At 41.7% G+C, this 22,227-nt stretch carries 17 protein-coding genes; 11 read left to right on the top strand and 6 right to left on the bottom strand.

The window, feature by feature from the left end; genetic code table 11:
- Positions 1–100: 100 nt before the first annotated feature.
- Positions 101–769 (bottom strand): response regulator transcription factor, encoded by a 669-nt coding sequence (locus G1O98_RS07205; protein ID WP_163927994.1) that lies wholly within the window; start codon positions 767–769, stop codon positions 101–103.
- A 6-nt stretch (positions 770–775) separates the two neighbouring features.
- Positions 776–2,350 (bottom strand): HAMP domain-containing sensor histidine kinase, encoded by a 1,575-nt coding sequence (locus G1O98_RS07200; RefSeq protein WP_163927991.1) that lies wholly within the window; start codon positions 2,348–2,350, stop codon positions 776–778.
- Positions 2,351–2,908: 558 nt separating this feature from the next.
- Here G1O98_RS07200 and G1O98_RS07195 point away from each other — a divergent pair.
- The 6 genes from G1O98_RS07195 to G1O98_RS07170 all read left to right on the top strand — a co-directional run bounded on the left by G1O98_RS07195 (position 2,909) and on the right by G1O98_RS07170 (position 11,222).
- Positions 2,909–4,195, top strand: coding sequence for a glycosyltransferase family protein (locus tag G1O98_RS07195; protein ID WP_163927989.1), 1,287 nt, complete (start codon positions 2,909–2,911; stop codon positions 4,193–4,195).
- A 52-nt stretch (positions 4,196–4,247) separates the two neighbouring features.
- A complete protein-coding gene (locus tag G1O98_RS07190; RefSeq protein ID WP_163927988.1) occupies positions 4,248–5,507 on the top strand; it encodes a glycosyltransferase family 4 protein in 1,260 nt (419 codons plus the stop codon).
- 52 nt (positions 5,508–5,559) lie between these two features.
- Positions 5,560–6,741, top strand: coding sequence for a glycosyltransferase family 4 protein (locus tag G1O98_RS07185; protein WP_163927986.1), 1,182 nt, complete (start codon positions 5,560–5,562; stop codon positions 6,739–6,741).
- Complete coding sequence (locus tag G1O98_RS07180) at positions 6,742–8,577, top strand: ABC transporter ATP-binding protein (protein ID WP_163927984.1); 1,836 nt, start codon at positions 6,742–6,744, stop codon at positions 8,575–8,577.
- Positions 8,578–8,681: 104 nt separating this feature from the next.
- A complete protein-coding gene (locus tag G1O98_RS07175; protein WP_163927982.1) occupies positions 8,682–9,689 on the top strand; it encodes a phosphotransferase in 1,008 nt (335 codons plus the stop codon).
- A 195-nt stretch (positions 9,690–9,884) separates the two neighbouring features.
- Complete coding sequence (locus tag G1O98_RS07170; protein ID WP_163927979.1) at positions 9,885–11,222, top strand: iron uptake porin; 1,338 nt, start codon at positions 9,885–9,887, stop codon at positions 11,220–11,222.
- A 104-nt stretch (positions 11,223–11,326) separates the two neighbouring features.
- Here the strand turns inward: G1O98_RS07170 and G1O98_RS07165 are convergent, their stop codons facing one another.
- On the bottom strand, positions 11,327–12,598 hold the full coding sequence (locus G1O98_RS07165; protein WP_163927977.1) for a glycosyltransferase family 4 protein: 1,272 nt from the start codon (positions 12,596–12,598) through the stop codon (positions 11,327–11,329).
- 286 nt (positions 12,599–12,884) lie between these two features.
- On the opposite strand from G1O98_RS07165, the gene G1O98_RS07160 reads away from it, so the two are divergent.
- The 5 genes from G1O98_RS07160 (at position 12,885) to G1O98_RS07140 (ending at position 19,182) form a co-directional block, all read left to right on the top strand.
- On the top strand, positions 12,885–14,126 hold the full coding sequence (locus G1O98_RS07160; protein WP_163927975.1) for a DNA cytosine methyltransferase: 1,242 nt from the start codon (positions 12,885–12,887) through the stop codon (positions 14,124–14,126).
- 106 nt (positions 14,127–14,232) lie between these two features.
- Positions 14,233–14,913 carry a deoxyribose-phosphate aldolase gene (gene deoC / locus G1O98_RS07155; protein ID WP_163927973.1) on the top strand — a complete coding sequence of 227 codons (681 nt, stop codon included), beginning with the start codon at positions 14,233–14,235 and terminating at the stop codon, positions 14,911–14,913.
- A gap of 245 nt (positions 14,914–15,158) precedes the next feature.
- Positions 15,159–16,061, top strand: a complete 903-nt coding sequence (gene recO, locus G1O98_RS07150) for a DNA repair protein RecO (RefSeq protein WP_163927970.1) — start codon at positions 15,159–15,161, stop codon at positions 16,059–16,061.
- Positions 16,048–17,679 (top strand): MFS transporter, encoded by a 1,632-nt coding sequence (locus tag G1O98_RS07145; RefSeq protein WP_163928000.1) that lies wholly within the window; start codon positions 16,048–16,050, stop codon positions 17,677–17,679. The genes recO and G1O98_RS07145 overlap by 14 nt, the downstream gene beginning before the upstream one ends.
- 354 nt (positions 17,680–18,033) lie before the next feature.
- On the top strand, positions 18,034–19,182 hold the full coding sequence (locus tag G1O98_RS07140; RefSeq protein ID WP_163927968.1) for a glycosyltransferase family 4 protein: 1,149 nt from the start codon (positions 18,034–18,036) through the stop codon (positions 19,180–19,182).
- A 241-nt stretch (positions 19,183–19,423) separates the two neighbouring features.
- Here the strand turns inward: G1O98_RS07140 and G1O98_RS07135 are convergent, their stop codons facing one another.
- The 3 genes from G1O98_RS07135 to gpmI form a co-directional block, all read right to left on the bottom strand.
- Entirely contained in the window at positions 19,424–20,239 is an 816-nt protein-coding gene (locus G1O98_RS07135) for a peptidase (protein ID WP_163927966.1), read from the bottom strand.
- 10 nt (positions 20,240–20,249) lie between these two features.
- Positions 20,250–20,483, bottom strand: a complete 234-nt coding sequence (secG, locus tag G1O98_RS07130) for a preprotein translocase subunit SecG (RefSeq protein ID WP_012410686.1) — start codon at positions 20,481–20,483, stop codon at positions 20,250–20,252.
- Between the two features lie 120 nt (positions 20,484–20,603).
- Positions 20,604–22,202 (bottom strand): 2,3-bisphosphoglycerate-independent phosphoglycerate mutase, encoded by a 1,599-nt coding sequence (gene gpmI, locus G1O98_RS07125; RefSeq protein WP_163927964.1) that lies wholly within the window; start codon positions 22,200–22,202, stop codon positions 20,604–20,606.
- Positions 22,203–22,227: the final 25 nt, after the last annotated feature.

Raw genomic sequence — 22,227 nt, 5'->3', positions numbered from 1 at the left:
AGGCAGGGGGAGAAAAAAGCGTATTGGGATAAGGGGGAGAATTTTTTACTCAGCACTCAGCACGGGCTAAACGCCCCGCTACCGCTAACAGCACTCATTACTACGTTCGCAAGCGATAACCCATACCTCTAACTGTTTCAATCAGTTTGCTGCCTAGTTTTTTACGGAGATAACCGACATACACATCGACAATATTAGAACCTGGGTTGTAGTCGTAACCCCAAACGTAATCAAGGAGTTGTTCTCGACTGATGACTTGCCCCGGATGGCGGCAAAACATTTCTGCCATAGCAAATTCACGAGCAGGTAGTTCTATTAAGCGATCGCCTATTTTCACCTGTCGAGTTCGCAAATTAAGCTCCATATTACCAGCTTTGAGGACAAACTCTTGGGCATCTCTGATAGGTCTAGTACTTCGCAACCGTAACCTTACCCGCGCCAACAGTTCTTCAAATCGGAAGGGTTTGGTAACATAATCATCTGCACCTCCTTCTAGCCCAGCAACCTTGTCGTGAATATCACTTCTAGCAGAGAGGATAATTACAGGTATGTCTTCTCCCTGTCCACGCAGTTCTTCGAGTACTTGAAACCCGTCTTTTCCAGGCAACCCTAAATCCAGAATTAACAAGTCAAAGGTTCCACTTTGCATCACATCTAGCACATATAACCCATCTGTCAGAATTGTTGTTGTGAACCCTTGCGATCGCAACCCTTTTTGAATAAATGAGGCAATCCGGGGTTCATCTTCAAGGATGAGAATGTTGGGCATAGATACTCATTTTTTGGGGGGATCGAGGGGTAAAACGATGGTAAACATCGAACCTGTTCCTAACTGACTACGAAGTAATACTTGTCCAAAGTGAGCCTCTGCGATCGCTCGCACGATAGAAAGCCCAAGTCCAGCACCCTCTGAACGACGGCGACTTTTGGAAGATCGGGCAAAGCGTTCAAAAATTCGTTTTTGATCAACCAGTGGAATGCCTTCGCCTGTATCGCGTATCCAGAAGCGCACCTTTCCTTTGGCGATCGCTGAACCTATGGAAATAGTATCACTCTCCCTAGTATGCTGAGTAGCATTCTGAGCTAGATTCATCACGGCTTCGGTAATTCTTTGTCGGTCAACAACAATCTGACCTTTAGCTACAGAGTCTAGTTGCCAGTCCCTCTCTGCCAGTGCTTGAGCTTTAACAAATAATTCCTTGGTTAACTCTGCCACATTTACTGTTGCTACCTGTAAAAAGTCGGCGCGTTCTGCTTTTGCAAGCAAAATCATATCATCAACTAAACGACTCATCCGGTCTAGTTCTCCAATGACCAGTGCCACGGTTTCCTGTTGTTCTTGGGGATCATCTCCCATCAGTTCTAGGTGTCCGCGAACAATAGTGATGGGAGTTTTCAGTTCGTGTCCAGCATCGTTGACAAATTCACGTTGGCTGGCAAAGGCTGCTTCTAGCCTGTCCATCATTTCATTGAATGTCTTTGCCAGTTCTGCCAGTTCTCCATTACCTCGCGCAGGCAAACGCTGAGTTAAATCTGACTCACTGATAGCATGAGCCGTAGTCAGAATTGTCCGCAGAGGAGCAAGTATCCGCCCCGCTGCTAACCAGGTAAGGATTAACGACACCACAAACACTAAGCTGAAAACTTCAATAATCACAGCGACTGCTTTTAGAGCTTCTGTTCTTTCCCCGGTAGTATTGTGAGCAACAACAAAGACTCCCCGTGTTTGTCCATTAATAGTAATGGGTTCCACCATGTAAAGGATATTACTAGCATCAGGACCAAAAAATTCTTGTTCTCCCTGTTCTGATTGGGTCTGTTTTGCCCACCGTCTCATTAGTAATGAGTCTCTGGCTAAAAGCTTAGGGCGTTTGCTAGGACTAGATTTGTATAATTCACCATCTATAAAAGTGATAAAGTAAGATTCACGTTCTGGTCGCCGATACAACAAATAAGTTTTAAAAAGCTTGATTAAATCTTCTACAGAAGCTGGAGCAGTAATTTTTTCTTCTCCAGAGAGTAAGGAGTTAAATTGCTTTGACTCGTTCAATATTTCTTCTGAGTCATCATTTGTAAGTCTATTTTCTGTAACAAACTTTTCGCCCTTAATCAACACTTTGAAAGCCATCATATTTGCTTCTATATCTTGACGAACGCGCTGATTAATACGCTGGTAGAGTTGATAGCGAAATATCGGGATAGAAATGAGAAACGTTATTCCTAAAATCAGCAAATACCAGAGCAAAATTCGGGTGCGTGCTTCTCCAAACACTTGTTGCCAAACTAAAAGTAACGAAGATACTTTAAAAACAGACAAGCGATTGCAAAAGCGCTTTACCACACTGCTCATTTTTACTCATCCTTATTTGAGATAGTTTAAATTCATCTTTTATTTTCTAAGAAGTAATTTTACTTATATTTACTATTAATCTGTTAAAGTTAACTTTGTTGCTCAAATGTTAGAAGTATTTACATAGCTATTTGTGTTTTAAAGAAAGTTATTTACTTGAATAAAATTTAGATCAACGACCCTTTTTATCAGTCTTGAAATCTTAGGTTTAAGTCTTCACATATATTAATTAGTTCTTGATGAGAGAATTTTCATCAATTTTTCATGCATGTTTCATAAAAAATTGATAAGTTATTAAGTAGCTTTTAACTTTCGTTAATAAAACGATAATTTAATTTGAAGTCCATGCTTTAAATTTGATTTTTACAAGTGATAATGTTATTAAATTTGGGGGAGATATCCGCATTTTATTACAAAATAACCATGAAGATTCAGAAGATTTTTCACTTTTTTAATTTAGGAAACTAACTCAATATTTAAAAATCTACCTGTGAATAAAAGTGTTAATTAAATTTGCAAGTCGTCAGCCACCAGATGAAAACTTGGTCAGGAGTACAGATGAAAAAATTTTTACCCCACGTTAAAGAAATAGCACGAACGCCAACTAATTTAGCGTCTTCAGAGGTTAGTAGTTTATCTAGCAATGCTCGTAAATGGCGCATTGCTTTATATTCGCACGACACAATGGGACTGGGACATAAGCGCCGTAATTTGTTGATTGCTCAAACTTTAGGATGTTCAGACTTAGAAATTGATGTTTTGATGATTAGTGGAATACAGGATGCCAGCAATATAACAACACTAGCAGGGGTTGATTGTTTGACTTTACCTGCTTTGCACAAAAATATCGATGGGCAATATCAGGCACGAAGATTGGATCTATCATTGCAGGAAATTATTACGCTGCGATCGCAAGTTATTCTTACCACCATCAAAACTTTTAAACCCGATATTCTGATTGTGGATAATGTACCGCGAGGAGCGGTGAGAGAGCTAGAACCAACACTAAATTATTTACGTACCCAAGGAAAAACGCACTGCATTTTAGGTTTACGGGATGTGTTAGATGACCCCACATCGGTGCATCGAGATTGGAAAAGAATAGCTAATGAAGAGGCTATTCAAACCTACTATGATGCGGTTTGGGTGTATGGCGATCCAGCCATTTATGACCTAGCACAGGAATATCGCTTCAATCCGAAGACTTTAGCCAAACTACGCTACACTGGCTATCTTGACCAGCGTCACCGCCTGAAATTCGTAGATATGGATAGCGTTCAGGCATTGAAATCACTGAATTTGCCATCTGAACGATTCGTGTTGTGCTTAGTGGGAGGCGGACAAGATGGAGCGCGTTTGGCAGAAACATTTGCTTGTGCTGAACTACCACCAGGGATGAGCGGCATCATCTTGACAGGGCCGTTCATGCCGCGAGAGATACAGCAACGGCTTCAGAAGTATGCTGCTAAACGTTCTAATTTGCAGGTTTTGAAATATTTAGCTGAACCAACGTTGTTGTTGAATCAGGCTGAACGCGTCATTGCTATGGGTGGTTACAACACAACTTGCGAATTGCTGTCATTTCAAAAGCGATCGCTCATCGTACCTCGAATCAAGCCCCGTCGAGAGCAGTTGATCCGGGCTGAACGCTTACAGGCACTTGGTTTAGTTGATATGCTGCACCCGCATGATCTGAAACCTCAAGCATTGACAGATTGGTTAATGCAAGAAGGTGAGCCGTTAAAAGCCCGTAATTGTATCGATCTTGATGGACTTACCCGCATTCCTCAATTCGTAAATGAAATACTCATCTCTGCTTTTCATTCATCGCAACAAGCTTCTTGAAAGGAGATTGGGGAGCCTAAAAAAGAACCTTCTTAATTACGAATTACGAATTATGTCAATCCGTATTGGTTACATTCTTAAACGTTATCCTCGCTATTCTGAAACCTTCGTTGTCAATGAAATTTTGGCTCATGAAGCGGCTGGTTTAGATATTGAAATTTTTGCTTTGAGGCCACCGTGTGACACTCACTTTCAAAATATTATTTCCCAGGTGCGCGCTAGCGTAAACTACATTCGTAAGCCAATTCAAGGTCGCATAAGTGAATCCCTAAATAGTCTTACTCCCACAGCAGCAAGCTATTTTTGGGCAGAATTACAAGAAGCAAGTAAAGTTATTCCAAATTTTTGGTCAAAGTTGGCATTTGCTCAAGGTGAAGAAGATAACACTGTTTACCAAGCTGCATGGCTAGGAAGGGAAGCGCGACTCAAAGGTATCACCCATTTACACGCTCACTTTGGTAGTGTCGCAACTAGTGTAGCTCGGTTAGCATCTCACTTCACGGGCATTCCTTACACCTTCACTGCTCATGCTAAAGACATCTTTCATGAAAGCGTTGAATTGGAAGATATGCAGCGCAAGCTTAAGGATGCTGCCACTGTCGTAACTGTCAGTGACTATAACCTCAATTATTTGCAAAAGATTTATGGTGCAAAGCGAGTTCAACGCATTTACAATGGCTTAGATTTACGACAATTACAATATTCTTCTCCGGTTGATCGTCCTCCATTGATTCTCTCAGTTGGTCGATTAATTGAGAAGAAAGGGCTATCTATTTTGATAGATGCTTGTGCGATTTTGAAGCGAATAAATTGTGATTTCCAATGTCAAATTGTGGGAACAGGATCATTAGAACCTGTATTGCAGCAAAAAATCCAAGATTTAGGGCTGCAATCTACTGTGGAAATTGTCGGCCCACGTCCTCAAAATGATGTATTTCAATTGATGCAGCAAGCTGCTGTATTTGCAGCTCCGTATATTATCGGACAAGATGGCAACCGGGATGGTTTGCCGACAGTTTTACTCGAAGCGATGGCATTGGGAACGCCCTGTGTGAGTACAGATGTGACTGGAATTCCCGAATTAGTGCGCGATCGCCAGACTGGATTAATTGTGCCACAACATGATGCCGAACAATTAGCGATCGCACTCCAACAACTCCTTAGTAATCCCGCCTTGCGAGTCAAATTATCAACCCAAGCCAGACAATTAATTGAATCTGAGTTTGACATTCATCGCAATAGTGCAGCATTACGAGCAATATTTCATGCGGCTGAACCTATGACGTTAAAAGAATTCGTAATTCGTAATTAAAGACTGTTTACGAATAACTAATTATTTAAAAGTAGTTCAGGAGGTGTAGAGCGTGCGTATTGCTTATATCTGTGCCGATCCAGGAATTCCTGTATTTGGGCAAAAAGGATGCTCCATTCATGTTCAAGAAGTAATTCGAGCATTGCAACGGCAAAATATCCAAGTTGAATTGTTTGCCACTCGTATTGGTGGAAAACCACCCGCAGATTTAGCTAATGTTTCAGTTCATCAACTTCCAGCCATCCCAAAACTAGAACGCGCTGTGCGAGAGCAAATTGCCTTATCAATTAATCCCGATTTGCGTTCAGCTTTGGAGAGGTTTGGCCCATTTGACTTAATTTATGAGCGTTACTCTCTTTGGAGTTATAGTGCAATGGAATTTGCCCAAGTTATGGGAATTCCCGGATTATTAGAAGTCAATTCCCCTCTGATTGCAGAACAAGCAAAGCATCGCGGCTTGATTGATTGCCACAGTGCCAAACAGGTAGCCAATCGGGTTTTTCAAGCGGCTACAGCACTAATTGCTGTTTCATCTGAAGTGAAAACTTACTTAATGAATTATGTCAAAAGTAGCAAAGTTCATGTCATCCCAAATGGTGTAAATCCCGATCGCTTCCCTACTTTTGATCGTGTATTTTCAATACAACCAAAAACTTTTACAGTGGGATTTGTCGGCACATTGAAACCGTGGCATGGACTGCCAATTCTCACAGCAGCTTTTGCTCAACTGCATGAACAAGTTCCCAATGCCAAACTTTTGATTGTTGGCGATGGCCCCGAACGGGAAAATCTCGAAGCCGAATTATTGGCACGAGGATTACACTCTCATACTAAATTCACCGGAGCGGTGAATCCTAATGAAATTCCGAAATTATTAGTAGCAATGGATGTTGCTGTTGCACCATATCCGGCTGAATCCGACTTTTACTTTTCACCGTTGAAAGTTTATGAATATATGGCGGCTGGTTTGCCAGTAGTTGTTAGTGGTATTGGGCAATTGCTGGAGCTAATTGACACAGGGGTGAATGGGATTCTTTGCCCACCAGGTGATGCGATCGCCTTAGCAGAGGCATTAGAAAAATTGTGGCGATCGCCTCATTTGCGCCATTCTTTGGGGCAAGCGGCGCGGAAAAGGGTCATGGAAAATCACACTTGGGAAGCGATCGCCCAACAGATTTTGCATATAGCTGGATTAAATACTCCGCCTCAATTCCAAGTGGAGGTAAGACGATAAATGGGACGTTCAAAGCCACAGAAAAAAGTTATTCCTGGTTTATGGGGAGTACTACATTATTTCTGGCCTTACATTCAAAAACAGTATGGACTACTTTTAATTTCTGCGATCGCTCTGGTTGCGGATGTCGGACTACGGGTGCTGGAACCTTGGCCCCTAAAGTTTGTCTTTGATTACGTTTTGATTTCAGGCGATCGGCCTACCAATATCCCATTAATTGATCGCCTGGAACCAGTTACATTACTTACATTTTCAGCAGTTACAGTCCTTGCCATTACAGGATTACGCGCACTTGCCGCCTATTGGAGTACCGTCGGACTAGCAACAGTAGGTAGCCGAGTCATGACTGAGGTGCGTAATCATCTGTATTGTCATCTTCAAGATTTGTCCTTGAGTTACCACACCAAGGCTCGTAGCGGCGATTTAATTATTCGTGTGAGCAGCGATGCTAGCCGTCTGCAAGAAATTATGATTACGGCAGCATTACCACTGGTAGTGAGTATTCTGACGCTGTTTGGCATGATTGGCGTGATGTTTTGGATAAATAGCAGCCTCACCCTACTTGCACTACTTACCCTACCGTTGTTTGTATTAGTCACAAATCGGCTGAGTCAGCGAATTCGAGAATCCTCATTAAAGCAACGGAAACAAGAAGGGGCTGTGGCGGCGACGGCGGCTGAGTCTATTGCTGCCATTAAATTAGTCAAAGCACTTTCACTGCAAGATGCCTTTGCACGAGTTTTTTCTCAACAAAATCACCATAGCCTCAAGGAGAGCGTAAGAACCCAACGCCTTGCTGCTCATCTCGAACGAACCGTTGATGTTGTAATTGCACTTGGAACAGCAATTGTTTTATGGTACGGCTCTTGGCTAGCATTGCGAAATGCTCTGACACCGGGTGATGTGCTGGTGTTTCTCACCTATCTCAAAAATGCCTTTAAGCCGGTTCAGAACTTTGCTAAGTACACCGGAAGACTTGCTAAAGCTGCTGCCTCTGGTGAGCGAATTTTAGATATATTATCACAGCAACCTGATGTCCGAGATTTGCCGGATGCGATACCAGCTCCGATTTTCCGAGGCGAAGTTTGTTTTGATCATGTTCACTTTGCCTATGAACCAGGACAAGTTCTGCTCGAAGACATCAATTTAACCATTCAACCAGGGCAGCAAGTAGCGATCGTTGGTACATCCGGTGGTGGGAAATCTACTTTAGTAAGTCTATTATTACGACTTTATGACCCGACGATGGGTAAAGTCATGATTGATGGGCGAGATATCCGCGAGTACACATTGGAATCATTACGCCCACAAATTAGTGTAGTTTTGCAAGACAGTCTCTTATTTGCGGCTACCATTCGAGAAAATATTGCCTACGGTATTGCCGGCGTGTCAGATGCGGAAATTGAAGCGGCCACTCGTCTAGCTAATGCTGATGATTTCATCCAAGCTTTACCCCAAGGATACAACACACTTGTGGGAGAACGAGGCGCAACCCTTTCAGGTGGACAACGCCAACGAATTGCTATCGCCCGTGCTGCTATTCGTCAAGCTCCAATTTTGATTTTAGATGAACCCACAACTGGGCTAGATCAAGGCAACGAGAAAGCGATCGTTGATGCTCTACAACGCCTCTCGCAAAACCGCACCACCTTCTTAATTACTCATGATCTGTATCTTGCAACTCGCGCAGATATAATTCTTTACATAGAAAATGGGCAGGTGCTAGAACAAGGCACTCATCAGGAATTAATGCAACAGAATGGTCACTATACGGCATTGTATCAAATGCAGACTGCAATCCGAACTGAGGAAAAGCCAAATCCTTTGATGGCATAACCCTATGGTGCTGCCTATTTACAAGTTGATTTTCTCACGCAGAAGTGTAGAGAGGATAAAAGTTTTTAGATTTACGCCCAGTTAATATTTAGAGGCGAATAAATATGACTGTTTTCATCAGCGATCGCTTTAACAGTGTAACTGATTCCAAAATGCCATTTTTGTCAGCAGCGCTTGATCCAGTGGAAGTACAACAACGGTTCACTCAGTACTTGCCAATTGTTCAAAATGCTCAACTGCAAAAAATTCAAGTCATTCGCCACAAACCAGGGCGGCGTTGTTTGATTGAATATGAATTGCTGAATAATTACGGGCAAACTATTACCCTAATTGGTAAAATCCGAGCTAAAGGAACAGACTTTAATAGTTATGAATTACAAAAATCCTTGTGGCAAAAAGGATTTGCAGATGATAGCGCTGATGGAATTTCAGTACCGCAACCTGTAGGGATAATCCCCGAATGGCAGATGTGGTTGCAGCGAAAAGTTCAAGGAGCGATCGCTACTCAATTCTTAACTCAAACCAATACCAGTTTTCTAGCAAAACGAATTGCTGAAGTTGCTCATAAACTTCACCAAACTAACATTCCTCCTCGCCGTTCTCATACCGTGTCAGACGAGCTGCGAATCTTGAATGAAAGGATTCCATTAGTGATGCAAGAATATCCAGAATGGAAAGAACGCTTAGAACAAATATTAGCAGCATCTAATTATTTAGGAAAAAATACTTTAGAACAAAAACACTGTGGTATCCATCGAGACTTTTATCCCGATCAAATGATTATTAATGGTTCTCGTTTGTATATCATCGACCTTGATTTATATTGTGAAGGTAATCCAGCCATTGATATCGGTAACTTCATTGGTCATATTAAAGAATACAGCCTTCGCATCCTTGGTAATTCAGAAGCATTAAGCGATTGGGAAACTGCCTTAACTGAAAAATTTATTCAGCTTACAAGCGAGGAATTAAAAACTTCAATTGAATCCTACATCACCTTAACACTAGTACGACATATTCACATCAGCACACAATTCTTAGAACGCCGTTTTTCTACAAAAGCATTATTAAATCTATGTGAACAACGTTTACATATTAGAAATGCATCATGATTTAAACTCTTATTTTCTATAACAATCTTAAATAATTTATAGAAATGCATCATAATTTAAACTCTTGTTTTCTATAACAATCTTAAATAATTTATAAAAATTCTCTCCTTATTCTCTCTGTGTTTTCTGCGTCTTTGCGGTTTGTCTTGAGGTTTAAAATCCTATATTCTAATTGCTAATTTTCAGGAGAGAGCATTGTTAGCTTCAAATTATTGGCGGCAATTTCGCTTAATTAGTTTAATTGTTTTATGCACTTTGAGTAGCATAACTCCAGCTAATGCAACACCCATTCCCGATCAACCTAATAATTTCAATGAATATAATGCTGATAATCATGCATTAAGCAAAATCACATCTGTTTCTGAGTTATCGACAGAATTAAAAACCCTTGAGAAACAAGTTACTTCATTAGAAACCAACGTTGCTGCATTAGAAACGCAACAGTTTTCCCCCCATGTTGAGCTTGAGGCGGAAGTCATCTTCGCTGTGACTGGATTCGCTGGTGAAAAGAGAGCCAACAGTAGTAAACCAATAAATGAAAATTTAGTATTGAGCGATCGCGTCCGTCTGAGCTTCGTAAGCAGTTTTACTGGAAAAGATAAATTAGAAGTGCGCTTACAAGCAAGGAACACACCAGCATTAGAAGATGTAACTGGAACTCAAATGACAAATTTGGGATTTGATGGTGACGATGAAAATGAGGTGGAAGTAGATGAGCTAGAGTACAGATTCCCGCTAGGTAAACGCACCCGCATAACTTTCTACGGGTTAGGAGGAGGATTAGGCGACTTTGTTCCTAGTGTCAATCCTCTTTTTAGCGGTAGTGGAGACGGATCGATTTCTACATTTGGACGAGAAAATCCCATTCGCCGACAAGGTAGTGGCGCAGGTATCGGTATTTCTCATAATTTGAATAAAGCTTTGAATTTGTCATTAGGATATATCAGCAGCAATGCAGCTAATTCAGAGAAGGGGATTTTTGCTAGCCCTTACGGAGCGATCGCTCAACTAACCCTCGAACCTACTAAAACAACAGAACTCAGCCTTACCTATATTCACTCTCATAACAATTTGAAGACGGGAACTGGAAGCGAATTAACCAGCGATCCATTTAATGAGGAGGCAGATGCGATCGTTGCTAATTCATTTGGTGCAGAAGCTGCTTGGCAACTTAGCCCAGTTATTACTCTCGGTGGTAGAGTTGGTTTTATTCATGCAAAAGCAGAAGATTTACCAGCAGATCCCAATGCGTCCATCTTCACATGGGCAGTGCTACTAGCTCTCAGAGATATCGGACGAAAAGGCAGCTTTGCAGGATTTACTGTGGGTCAACCTCCCAAAGTGACTCATAATAGTTTCGGCGATGGCTTCAAAGATAAGGATACATCTTTACATCTCGAAGCCTTTTACCACCTTCAAGTCACAGATAATCTGGCCATAACTCCAGGACTATTTGTGATTACAAGTCCAGAACATAATGATAGTAATCACAATACTTATGTTGGTACGGTTCGGACAACGTTTAGCTTCTAAGTACAGCCCACCATAAACAGGGTACGAAAATTATGCCCAACAGGAGCAAAATCGTAGGGGTTTTGGATTTAGCACTTTGTGCAATCTAACCCCATTGCTGTAGATTAAACTTCTTGTTTCGTAACTCTGTTGGACTGAAGTGTTCCACGCTCTGCGATCAATGAGTAACACAATGACTCATACTGATTTAAAGCTTGTTCAAAAGCATAGTTTTCAACGGCATATTTGCGACTTTTATAACCCAGAGTTTTGACTTTTTCGGGGTTTTGGTACAAATCTAAAATTTCCATCGCTAAAGCTTGGGAATCTTCTGGAGGAACGATAACTCCGCCGCCACTTTGCCTGATGGCTCTTGCTGCTGTACCATTATCGGGGACAGAGGCAACTAAGGCCGCTCCACTGGCAAGCAGCACTTGAATTTTTGATGGCATATTGAACGATATCACATTTTTCTTTTGCACCACTAAGCCAACATCAGCAGCTGCCAACATTTGTGGCAAATCTTTGCGGGGTTGAAATGGCAGTAGTAAAACGTTATCTGCGCCCCAGTCTAGACATTCCTGTTGCAATCGCTGTAAACCTTTTGCCTCTCCAACGATGACAAAAACAATATCTGGGATATGGCGCAACACAGAAGCGGCTTTGACAACGCTTTCTAAGCCTTGGGTTAGAGCAATGTTGCCAGAATAAAGTACTACAAATTTGTCATTTAGATTATGTGCTGCACGGAAAGGGTTATTTTCTTTAGGCAAAGGGCGGATAAAATTTACATCAACCCAGTTGGGAATTTGCACAATTTTGTCAGCTTTTACGCCCTTAGATCGCAAATTGTCCACAAAACCATCGGCAATGACGCTAATCTTACTGGCAGTGTGGTAAGCAAATTTTTCCAACACTGTGAATAACTTTATAAGCCATTTATTTTTCAGTAGACCAACGTGAACGGCTGCTTCTGGTAATATATCTTGTAAATTTAAGATCACAGGACAAGCACGTAACCATCCTAAAAGAGCAACTGGCACACAGCTTGGCAAAGATGGCGATGTTGAGAGAATCACGTCTGGCCGCCAACCAAAGAGGGCAGGTACAAAACTAGTGACAACGAAACTAGCATCTAGTAACACTCGATCTAATAGGTTGGGTTGTGGACGAATCCAAACATAACTGCGTTGGATTTGAACACCATTTTTGTATTCGTTAAGATACCACTTGCCCCGATATTCCTGGTAAATTTGACGCTCAGGGTAGTTGGGCATAGCGGTGACTACACGCACTTGATGCCCACGCTTTACTAGTCCCTCTGCTAATTCAGTCATCAGTGGGGCAATACCAATTGGCTCTGGATAGTAGTTGTAAGAGTAAATTAAAATTCGCATAAAAGTTAGTCTGAAGTACCCCGGTTTTTTGTTGAAGGACAAATATTTATCTTCAACATTGTTTAGAGCTTGGAAACTCTTATATTTAATTGTGACTTCAGACTCTTTTTCTGTCAGGGATTTTCCTTAAAGATTGAGTAAACTTAGATATTAAATACTTAGAGGAAGTATGAATTTTTTTACTATTTAAGCAGCCTTCAAATTTTTAACTTTTGATTGGTACGTAAGTATAAACCCTAAGTATTCTGATATTAATTAAGACTGTTTCACAATATTTAGTTATTGAATGAGCAATCGCCCTTGTATTTTCTCCTTTTTTGCTGGTTCGGGATTCCTAGATTTAGGTTTTGAAACTAGCGGTTTTAATATTGTTTACGTCAATGAAATGTTTTCACCATTTATGGCAGCATACCGCTATTCACGGCAGATTCTCAATCTCCCATTGCCAGAATACGGGTATCATCACGGAGAAAGAGGAGATGTAAGCCAACTTCACGAAGGTTTACAAGCACAACACCTCCGTGAGTTAGTACAAGACTGCCGCAAATCTAATAATATTGTGGGCTTCATTGGTGGACCTCCCTGTCCTGATTTTTCTATTGGAGGGAAAAATAGAGGACGTTTAGGAGATAATGGCAAGCTTTCCGCTTCTTATGTTGAATTAATTTGCCGCAATCTTCCAGATTTCTTTTTATTTGAGAACGTTAAGGGGTTGTGGAGAACAACAAAGCACCGTTTATTTTTTGAATCGCTCAAGCAACAATTACTAGAAGCAGGCTACATCTTAACAGAGCGGTTAATTAATGCTATCGAATATGGTGTACCCCAGGATAGAGAAAGAATTATTCTCATTGGTTTCCGAAATAATTTTATCAAAGATATAGGAATAAAAGTCGGTAGTGAAAAGCTACTTAACGAGAAGAATTTTCCTTGGGAAAATCATATTTTATATCCTAAAAAAGAGGTTTTTGCTTACCCTTGGCAGAAGTGCGATCCATTCCAAGAAAATTCCATCATGCTTTGTCCTGACGGCATCCCTCAAGAATTAACAGTTGAATACTGGTTTAGAAAAAATAATGTCTTGAAGCATCCTAATACTGAAAACTGTTTTAAACCAAGGGCAGGTATCACAAGATTTGCTGCTATTGATGAAGGAGATGATTCTAAAAAGTCTTTCAAGCGTCTTCACAGATGGCGTTACTCTCCGACAGCTTGCTATGGAAATAATGAAGTACATTTGCATCCCTATAAAATCCGGCGAATATCTGTGGCGGAAGCTTTAGCTATCCAATCTTTACCTGCAAATTTTGTACTTCCAGAGAATATTTCACTGACAAATATGTTTAAAACTATTGGTAATGGCGTACCCTATTTGGTATCTAATGCATTAGCTAAAACTATTACTAACTTCTTAGTAATTGGTGTAAAAAATGCTGTTAATATTTCTAACCTTACTAAGGCTAATGTCAACTTAAACACTTATACTAATTCCGCAACATCTACAGAAGCAACATCCAAAATAAGTTAGTAGCTTGTTTTCAGGATAAACTCGTAATAAATATGGTTTAATATATATATAAGAAATGTTTTAATTTTTTATAAAGTTTAATAATCAATTACTGGCAGAAGACACGATGGCAGCAGACTATCCAGATATTGATATTGCGCCATTTATTGATCACGCCCTGTTAACGCCAACGGCTACTCCAGAGCAGGTTCAGCAGTGGTGTGAAGAAGCATATAGATTCAATTTTGCGGCAGTTTGCTTGTACCCCACCTATGTCAAACAAGCTGTCGAACTCCTCCACGGAAAAAATCCCAAAGTGTGTACTGTGATTGGCTTTCCCTCTGGTGCGACAACTTCAGCAGTGAAACTCTATGAGGCTCAAGAAGCGGCGGATAATGGAGCCACTGAGTTGGATGTGGTCATGAACTTGGGGTGGTTGAAAGCTGGTAGAACTGAAGAAGTCCACCGGGAAATTGCCGAAATTTGTGAAGAGACTGGGCAAACTGTCAAGGTAATTTTGGAAACCAACCTGTTGACAGATGCGGAGAAAAAAATAGCTGCTGAAATAGCTATGGAGGCGGGGGCGGCTTTCTTAAAAACTAGTACAGGTTGGAATGGCGGTGCAACAGTGGCAGATGTGCGATTTTTGCAGGAATTGGCAAAAGAAAAAGTGGGAATTAAAGCTGCGGGTGGTATCCGCACTATCAATCAAGCTCTAGACTTAATCGTAGCGGGTGCTACTAGATTAGGCACATCTCGCGGTATCGATTTGATCCGCCAGCGCGATAATCTGGGGAAGGGTGAATAGTCATTTGTTTATCTTCCTAACCTGCGAAAAACTGCGGGCACATCTATGCCCTTTGTCCTAACCCAATGACCAATTTTAGATTTTGGATTGAAGGATTGAAGGATTCAAAATTTAAACCTGGTTTCAGAGCAGCTAGTTTCAACTATGGAAAAATCTAAAATCCTTGCATTCCTTTTGTAAGTCCCTACTTTTAGGTATGGCGTTAATCTAAAATCCAAAATCCAAAATTGATTGACTAATGACTAATGAGTAGAACCTACAAAGCAACCGGAATTAATCTTAAAACTCAGGTGCTGGGAGAATCAGATAAAATAGTGACCATTTTGACACCAGAATTCGGTCTGATTCGAGCAGTCGCTCCAGGGGCACGTAAGCACAACTCCAGCTTGGGCGGCAGGAGTGGTATGTTTGTTGTGAATGAACTATTGATCGCCAAAGGGCGATCGCTTGATAAAATTACTCAAGCACAGACGTTAAAAACTTATCCTGGTTTAGCTAAAGATTTGGGAAAATTGGCTGCTAGCCAATATTTAGCAGAAATAGTCCTCTCTCAAGCTTTGAGCGAACAACCCCAAGAAGAACTTTATGAGTTGTTCAATGAACATCTCCATCGGTTAGAAGCATTGTCTAGTACAAATGCATCTGGTGTTTTGGCTCATCTGGCTCATGGGGTGTTTCACCTTTTAGCCTTAGCAGGAGTAACGCCGCAAGTGCAAGTATGCTGCTTATCTGGGCGCTCCCTCAAGCCAGACTTTACAGACCCCAACTGGCAGATAGGATTTAGCGTTCCTACGGGTGGAACGATTTGCTTAGAAACTTGGAAACGTTTACGAATACAGGGAGAGGGGGAGATTAATAACCAATACCCCATTCCCCATACCCCATTACCCATGCCCCATGCCCAAACAGTTGTTGTGCATCGGCAAGAAATACCTTTGATTTCTAGTCGTCTGGGTGCTATGGAACTGGCTTTGCTTCAACATCTGTCACAACCAGAGATAATGCAAATTGATGGTGCTAGAGACCATAACTGGTTATCTGTTGAGCAGATTTTGCGCCAGTATGCTCAGTATCAATTAGGTCGCCCTATTCGCTCTGCTACCTTGATCGATTCTTATTTTGCTGCCAACCATGATGCAACCATCTGATTTGGATAAAAAAATCCTGCCTTTGTCACCAAGCCTCGTTAAAAAACAGAATAGGATATCAGATCCTAACGTCAAGAATCACTTGAGTGCCGTTTCAAAGTGTACACCTAGTCAAATCAATAGCCAAGAAATGTCCCCAAAAGACGTTTCTAAAAACGATCAAAGTTGGACAGCCCAGATCCCAAAAACTGATGTTCCAGAAATACAGTCTGAGGACAAATTAACTACTACTGAGGCAAATAGCAACGGGCAGAGTTTGCCAGTAGCTACTACCCCAGAAACAGAATCACCCAAATTAGATGGATCTGGTTCAGGTGGAGAGGCTGTTTCCGGGAATGTAACACAGCAGGGGTTTTTGCCTGTATTAAAAAACCCTAATTTCCTGGCTCTTTGGGGCGGTCAAGTTTTCTCCCAACTAGCAGATAAAGTTTATTTGGTGCTGATGATTGCTTTGATTAATACTCAGTTTCAAGCTAGTAATCAGAGTATTAGTGGTTGGGTGTCAGTATTGATGATGGCTTTTACGATTCCAGCCGTATTATTCGGTTCCGTTGCTGGCGTGTTTGTCGATCGCTGGTCAAAAAAGGCTGTGCTGGTGGCAACGAATATTTGGCGCGGCATCCTGGTTTTCTCAATTCCCTTCCTGCTGTGGTTGACTCATGGCTGGAAACCCATAGGAGTTATGCCAGTAGGTTTTTTGATCATCCTGGGTGTGACTTTTCTAGTTTCCACACTGACACAGTTTTTTGCACCGGCGGAACAGGCAGCAATTCCCTTAGTAGTAGAAGAACAGCATTTACTCTCAGCTAATTCGCTTTATACGACAACGATGATGGCATCGGTGATTGTTGGGTTTGCTGTTGGGGAACCCTTGTTAGCGATCGCAGATGGACTTTGGTCGCAAATTGGTGGTAGCGGTAGTTTGGGCAAAGAACTTTTAGTTGGTGGTAGTTATGCGATCGCTGGACTAATTTTATTCCTCCTAGCAACTAAGGAAAAACACCACCACCCTGATACAGAATTCCCTCACGTATTCTCTGATTTGCGAGATGGTTTTGCCTACCTCAAAGCAAATCATCGCGTCCGCAATGCTTTGCTTCAGCTAATTATCTTGTTTTCTGTCTTTGCAGCATTAACTGTTCTAGCTGTTCGGATGGCAGAAATAATTCCCAATATGAAAGCTTCCCAGTTCGGCTTTTTACTAGCAGCCGGCGGTGTTGGCATCGCTGCAGGAGCAACAATTCTTGGCCAATTTGGTCAACGCTTTTCCTATACCCAACTAAGTCTTTGTGGTTGTATGGGTATGACAGCATCCCTGATTGGTCTATCAATCTTTACAACCCAACTGTGGCTAGTCCTGTTACTGGTGGCGTTATTAGGTATCTTTGGGGCTCTAGTAGGAATTCCTATGCAAACCGCAATCCAAACAGAAACACCACCAGAAATGCGTGGTAAAGTATTTGGCTTGCAAAACAATGTAATTAATATTGCTCTCTCCTTACCTTTAGCTTTAGCAGGAGTAGCAGAAACCTTTGTGGGATTACAGGTAGTTTTTTTGGGATTAGCTGCGATCGTCTTTTTAGGAGGTATATTAACCTGGTATAACTCACGTAAGTAGTTATCAGCTAAGAGGAGTTATTATTCATTACCTTGAAGTAATTACTAATTTCCTTAAAGCTTTTGTGTTCATGCTAAACTGTGGTCAGTGAAAATTTATCATATACTTGTGGGATATCAATCTGACATTAGTCAGAGTAAGTTGTTTAAGTATCAGAAATTAACAACTTATACGTAAAATAAATAAAGCCATCAATCCACGAGTTTAATCAGCTTTCAAATATGCTTTTTAAACTACAACGTGGTGGCAATTTTTAATAAATAAAAGCCAGCAAGTATAGTCTAGATAAAATAAAAATCACAAAGGGCACACAATTAATAGCTCAAACCCGCTTTTCTTACAGCCAAATAAAGAATGCGTATAGCCTGGATTGGAAAAAAATCACCTTTTTGCGGCAATGTCACCTACAGTCGAGAAATTACAAATGCGTTGCTAGATAGGGGACATCAAGTTAGCTTTCTTCACTTCGCACAGGAAGAGTCTGAACCTGATAATTGGCCAAATCTTCGAGAGGTTTCGCTCCCTTTCATTTACAAGTCTCAGGTTTATACAATTCCTACTTTTAAAGCAACCAAAGTTTTAACCGATTCGCTGCGAGAAATAAAGCCAGATGTAGTCCATGCTTCCTTAACATTATCTCCTCTAGACTTTTTTCTACCGGAAATCTGTGAGGAACTGAGATTACCCCTAGTTGCCACTTTCCATACACCGTTTGCTGGCAAGGGGGCAAAGCTGATATCGGGAACACAACTTTTGGCTTATCAGCTTTATGCACCTTTTTTAGTTAACTACGATCGCGTGATTGTATTTTCCCAAATTCAGCGAGAATTATTGGCAGGGATGGGTGTAAGGGAAGAGAATATTGCTGTAATTCCCAATGGTGTTGATACCGTTAAGTATTCTCCAGGATTTTCTCAAATCAAAGCAGAATTTAAAGCCGAACGCTTGTTTGTTTACCAAGGTCGAATAGCGCCAGAGAAAAATGTCGAAGCCCTACTCCGCGCTTGGAAGCAGTCGGCAATGGGGCCTGGTACGAAGTTGCTAATTGTTGGCGATGGCCCTTTAAAGTCTTCCTTAGAGCCGTTTTATGGTTCAGAATACGGCATTATCTGGTTGGGATTTGTTGCTGATGAAGATCGACGGATCGAAATTTTGCGGGGTGCAGATGTATTTGTTCTACCTTCATTGGTAGAGGGTTTGTCTCTATCTCTGTTAGAGGGAATGTCATGTGGGTTGGCTTGTTTAGCAACAGACGTAGGTGCAGATGGAGAAGTATTAGAAAAGGGTGCAGGTATAGTTATTAGTACTAAAACCGCGCGATCGCAGTTAAAAACCCTCTTACCAGTATTGCAAGACCATCCAGAGTTAACAACTTTACTTGGGCAAAAAGCCAGACAGCGTGTATTAGACCGCTATACCCTCAGTAAAAATATTACTCTGCTGGAAGAACTTTATAAGGAAGTTTTAGCACAGCGACCTCTACCGCTAAGTCGTAGAGCTTAGGGAAAGGGAAGAAGTGCGATCGCACTGTAAATTATGAGATGGCAATCAATGTGATCGAGCAAGTTATGTTAGACAGCATTCAATACAGTTCAGATAAGACCAAAACACTTGTAGAGACGGCGATTTATCGCGTCTCAAAAACCCAAAATTTTTGCCAGTAGCCCTTAACTGAACCGTATTGAGGCATTTTACAAAACCATCTTATAGTTAGCGAAATGAAGTATGACGCAAGTCAGATTGATCAATTAATCTTAGAATTATCCTCTAAAGACCAGCCCAAACTAGTTGGCTGTTCATAAATCCGTTTTAGAGTATTGACATCTCTGGAAGAAATAGGCAACGGATTACGAACTTGAGAAAAATATAGGGCATCAGTTTGTAGCGGACTATGACCCCAAATTCCCAGTGCATGACCGAATTCGTGGCGGGCTGCTGCAATGAGATACTCACCTGTTTGACTGGGGCTTAACAAGATGGTGAAGCTGTGGGATAAAACTTTGTTGGTAGTGTATAACTCGTAAGTAGTTTGTGCCGATCGCGCACGGGGTTTATTACTACCAGGGGAAATTTGTAGAGGTGGCGCTTTTTGCACAATGGTAATATCAGCACTTTCTGGCTGTTCTACTATTGCCAAAGGCAAATAATTGCTCCATTCTTTTACACCCTGCAAGACAGCATTAACCCATACTTGAGCTTGTTTTTCGTTAACGGCTTTTGGTGTTTCTACGTAAACTCGAATAGGAAATTGTGACCAGACTAAATAACCAACTTGGGTTATTGTGACTTGTGAAAAGTAGTCACCACTGTTACTGCTATCTTGCCACTGTGCGAGTGTGGGCGGTAAGGGATGAGGTTTTGGAGTGGGTGAGGTGGAGAGAGAGATTACTGAGCCTGAATACACATATTTTGGTTTTATTGTAAACCCATAACTCGAATGAAGATTAATACAAACGATAAACAGCCCTGTGCCAATAAATAAGGCAAGAGCTGTAATTAACCGTTGTGAGATTAAATTTATTAGGATGTTAAGTATTTGGTGTTGGGTTTTTTTCCCCATTGACCTATCCTTATTTAGGCAGCCAACCAGCACTTAAAACCACTGTTAAACCGAGGAAAATTACTGTTAATGCCCAAGTAATTCGATTTAAGGTGTTTTCTGCACTTTTGGTACTGCTAAATAGCTGGGCTTGTCCACCAATGGCTCCAATACCATCACCTTTGGGGCTATGTAGTAAAACTAAGATAATCAAACCAGTGGCGGAAAATGCCCAAATGCCTTGCACGATATTAGTAGCTGTCATGGTAGGAATCTCATTTATAACAATTTTTCAAAAAACAGAATTCAGAATTCAGAATTCAAAAGTTAGGAGTTCGCTAAAAACTCCTAACTCAGGACTCAGCACTCAGCACTCAGGACTCTTTTACAGCCCTACTTGCACAGGGGTGCGAGTGCGTTGCAGTTCATAATCTGCTGTTTTCAGCAGCGATCGCCCTGTCATCTCTGGTGGTTGAGGCAGTTGTAAAATCTCTAGAATTGTGGGGGCAATGTCGGATAGCTTACCATCGCTTCGCAGTTCGACATTTGTACCATATCCAGGGATTTTGACTTTCTCGCCTTCTACCAATATAAAGGGGACTGGGTTAGTGGTGTGGGCTGTCCAAGGATTACCCCCATCATCTAGCATATACTCAGCGTTGCCATGATCGGCAGTAATAATTGTTGTCCCACCGGCTTTGATAACGCTCTCTAGTAGGCGACCTAAACAGCGATCAACTGTTTCAATTGCTGTAATAGTAGCGTCGATTTGACCAGTATGCCCTACCATGTCTGGGTTAGCATAGTTAATTACAACTAGGGAATATATACCCTTTTGAATCGCAGCGATCGCAACATCTGTAACTGCTGCTGCTGACATCGCTGGGGCGTGATCGTAAGTAGCTACCATTGGACTGCTTACTAATTCCCGATCTTCTCCAGCAAAAGGTTCCTCCAGACCCCCATTAAAGAAATAGGTGACGTGGGCGTATTTTTCTGTTTCGGCGGTGCGGAACTGATTCAGACCATGATTAGCTATTACTTCTCCCAGAATATTACTGAGATTCTGCGGCTCAAAGGCTACAGCCACTGGTAAATCTGAATCATACTGTGTAAACGTGACAAAAGACAGCGGTGTGATTTGCTGTCTTTCAAAACCGTTAAAAGTGGGACTGACCAAAGCTTGAGTCAGTTGTCTGGAGCGATCGGGGCGGAAGTTGAAAAATATCACCCCATCCCCTGGTTCTATTGCGCCTGGTGCAATTCGGATGGGGTTGATAAATTCATCTTTTACCCCTTCGGCGTAAGATGCTTGCAAGATTTCCACAGCCGTGCGATTATCACCTGTACCATCTTGGGTCATCACGTCGTAGGCGCGTTTGACCCGATCCCATCGGTGATCACGATCCATCGCGTAGTAGCGACCGCTGAGGGTGACTATGCGTCCAATTCCTGTGCGGTCTATATAATCTTGCAGCAGTGTGATTGCTTTTACCCCTTCTGTTGGGGCGGTGTCACGACCATCGGTGATGGCGTGGATACAAACTTCTGGAATTTGCTGGTTTTTGGCTAAGTCAAGTAGTCCGAATAGATGGGTGATATGCGAATGTACCCCTCCCTCAGAACAAAGCCCGACTAGATGTAGCTTGCTATTCCGAGAACGAACTTCCTGGCAAATTTTGACAAGTGCTGGGTTTAAGGCAATAGAACCGTCTTCGACTGCATCGGAGATGCGTACAAGTTCTTGCGGTACCACTCGCCCAGCACCAATGTTCAAATGACCAACTTCCGAGTTGCCCATTTGACCCTCTGGCAACCCTACGGCTTTTCCTGATGTGCGGATGAGAGTATGCGGGTAAGCTGCCCATAAACTGTCCACAATGGGAGTTTTAGCAGCAACAATAGCGTTTCCTCGCTTTTCCTCGCAGTAGCCCCATCCGTCTAAAATGACTAGCACCACAGGAGCAACAGGTGCTTTGGTCATAGTAAAATTGCCCTTTACTTTTTGT

Source organism: Nostoc sp. UIC 10630 (assembly GCF_010747425.1).
Classification (GTDB): domain Bacteria; phylum Cyanobacteriota; class Cyanobacteriia; order Cyanobacteriales; family Nostocaceae; genus Nostoc.
The sequence above is the reverse complement of the archived record's forward strand: the minus strand, read 5'-3'. Positions and strand labels throughout refer to the sequence as shown.

What these genes read in the sequence shown, in the direction of transcription:
- G1O98_RS07160 (WP_163927975.1), top strand. Translation starts at nt 12,885, where the DNA reads ATGAGCAATCGCCCTTGTATTTTCTCCTTTTTTGCTGGTTCGGGATTC.
- gpmI (WP_163927964.1), bottom strand. Translation starts at nt 22,202, where the DNA reads ATGACCAAAGCACCTGTTGCTCCTGTGGTGCTAGTCATTTTAGACGGA.
- secG (WP_012410686.1), bottom strand. Translation starts at nt 20,483, where the DNA reads ATGACAGCTACTAATATCGTGCAAGGCATTTGGGCATTTTCCGCCACT.
- G1O98_RS07175 (WP_163927982.1), top strand. Translation starts at nt 8,682, where the DNA reads ATGACTGTTTTCATCAGCGATCGCTTTAACAGTGTAACTGATTCCAAA.
- recO (WP_163927970.1), top strand. Translation starts at nt 15,159, where the DNA reads ATGAGTAGAACCTACAAAGCAACCGGAATTAATCTTAAAACTCAGGTG.
- G1O98_RS07195 (WP_163927989.1), top strand. Translation starts at nt 2,909, where the DNA reads ATGAAAAAATTTTTACCCCACGTTAAAGAAATAGCACGAACGCCAACT.
- G1O98_RS07180 (WP_163927984.1), top strand. Translation starts at nt 6,742, where the DNA reads ATGGGACGTTCAAAGCCACAGAAAAAAGTTATTCCTGGTTTATGGGGA.
- G1O98_RS07190 (WP_163927988.1), top strand. Translation starts at nt 4,248, where the DNA reads ATGTCAATCCGTATTGGTTACATTCTTAAACGTTATCCTCGCTATTCT.
- G1O98_RS07205 (WP_163927994.1), bottom strand. Translation starts at nt 769, where the DNA reads ATGCCCAACATTCTCATCCTTGAAGATGAACCCCGGATTGCCTCATTT.
- G1O98_RS07200 (WP_163927991.1), bottom strand. Translation starts at nt 2,350, where the DNA reads ATGAGCAGTGTGGTAAAGCGCTTTTGCAATCGCTTGTCTGTTTTTAAA.
- G1O98_RS07145 (WP_163928000.1), top strand. Translation starts at nt 16,048, where the DNA reads ATGCAACCATCTGATTTGGATAAAAAAATCCTGCCTTTGTCACCAAGC.
- G1O98_RS07140 (WP_163927968.1), top strand. Translation starts at nt 18,034, where the DNA reads ATGCGTATAGCCTGGATTGGAAAAAAATCACCTTTTTGCGGCAATGTC.
- deoC (WP_163927973.1), top strand. Translation starts at nt 14,233, where the DNA reads ATGGCAGCAGACTATCCAGATATTGATATTGCGCCATTTATTGATCAC.
- G1O98_RS07135 (WP_163927966.1), bottom strand. Translation starts at nt 20,239, where the DNA reads ATGGGGAAAAAAACCCAACACCAAATACTTAACATCCTAATAAATTTA.
- G1O98_RS07165 (WP_163927977.1), bottom strand. Translation starts at nt 12,598, where the DNA reads ATGCGAATTTTAATTTACTCTTACAACTACTATCCAGAGCCAATTGGT.